The sequence below is a fragment of the Mesorhizobium sp. CNPSo 4688 genome, from assembly GCF_057784295.1.
This window is the reverse complement of record NZ_JBWLUY010000079.1, coordinates 1-1298: the sequence shown is the minus strand read 5'-3', so window position 1 is coordinate 1298 and position 1298 is coordinate 1. Positions and strand designations below refer to the sequence as shown.

The window sequence follows — 1298 nt, the reverse complement described above, 5'->3', positions numbered from 1 at the left end:
TGAGCAGGCGGCGGCTTCAGCCGCCCGACTTCGGCACCAACAGCGGAACAATCCGGTCGCTCTTGGCGACAGCGGGCCGTCCGGCGGAGCCGTAGGGAATGCCGAGCGCATCCCAGGTCTCGACCAGCGCATCCTGCAGTCCTGCAATCAGCGCATCGGAATGGAATGGCGTCGGTGTGATGCGCAGCCGCTCGGTGCCGCGCGGCACGGTCGGATAGTTGATCGGCTGGATGTAGATGCCGTGCACGCCGAGCAGGCGGTCGCTGGCCATCTTGCAGAGTTCGGGGTCACCGACCAGCACCGGCACGATATGGGTGGGCGATTCCATCACCGGCAGGCCGGCGGCAGACAGGACCTCCTTGGTCCGCGTCGCCTGGCGCTGCTGTGCATCGCGCTCGGCCTGTGAGCGCTTCAGGTGGCGGATGGAGGTGGTTGCGGCAGCGGCGATCGCCGGCGGCAGCGCCGTGGTGAAGATGAAGCCTGGCGCGTAGGAGCGCACCGCATCGATGATGGCGCTGTTGCCGGCGATATAGCCGCCCAGCGTGCCGAACGCCTTGGCCAGCGTGCCCTCGATGATGTCGATGCGGTCGGCCAGCCCCTCGCGCTCGGTGATGCCGCCGCCGCGCGGTCCGTACATGCCGACGGCGTGGACCTCGTCGACATAGGTCATGGCGTTGTAGCGTTCGGCCAGTTCGACGATCTGCTTGATCGGCGCAATGTCGCCGTCCATCGAATAGACGCTCTCGAAGACGATCAGCTTGGCGCGTTCGCGACCCGCCGCTTGCAAAAGGCTTTCGAGATGCGCGACGTCATTGTGGCGGAAAATCTTCTTTTCGGCGCCCGAGCGCCGCACGCCCTCGATCATCGAGGCGTGGTTCAGCTCGTCCGAGATGATCAGGCAGTTGGGCAACAAGCGTGCAATGGTCGAGATTGAGGCTTCGTTGGAGACGAAGCCGGAGGTGAAGACCAGGGCCGCTTCCTTGTCATGCAGGTCGGCCAGTTCCACTTCGAGCTCGACCAGCGGGTTGCTGGTGCCGGAAATGTTGCGGGTGCCGCCGGCGCCCGAGCCCATCTTGCCGGCCGCGTTCTGGAACGCGGCGATGACATCGGGGTTCTGGCCCATGCCGAGATAGTCGTTGGAACACCAGACGGTGATTTCCTCGGCGCGGCCATTAGAACGCCAGATGGCGCGCGGAAACTTGCCGACGATGCGCTCGAGATCGGCGAAGACGCGGTAGCGCCGCTCGGCATGGAGCTGGTCGATCGCTTCCTCGAAGAACCGCTGATAGTTCATGTCG

At 65.1% G+C, this 1298-nt stretch carries 1 protein-coding gene; it reads right to left on the bottom strand.

Annotated features, from left to right (window positions below):
* Positions 1 to 16 precede the first annotated feature (16 nt).
* The gene (gene hemA / locus AC04SH_RS34830; protein WP_488578080.1) at positions 17 to 1294 is read right to left on the bottom strand and encodes a 5-aminolevulinate synthase; all 1278 of its coding nucleotides are present in this window, start codon (positions 1292 to 1294) and stop codon (positions 17 to 19) included.
* Positions 1295 to 1298 lie beyond the last annotated feature (4 nt).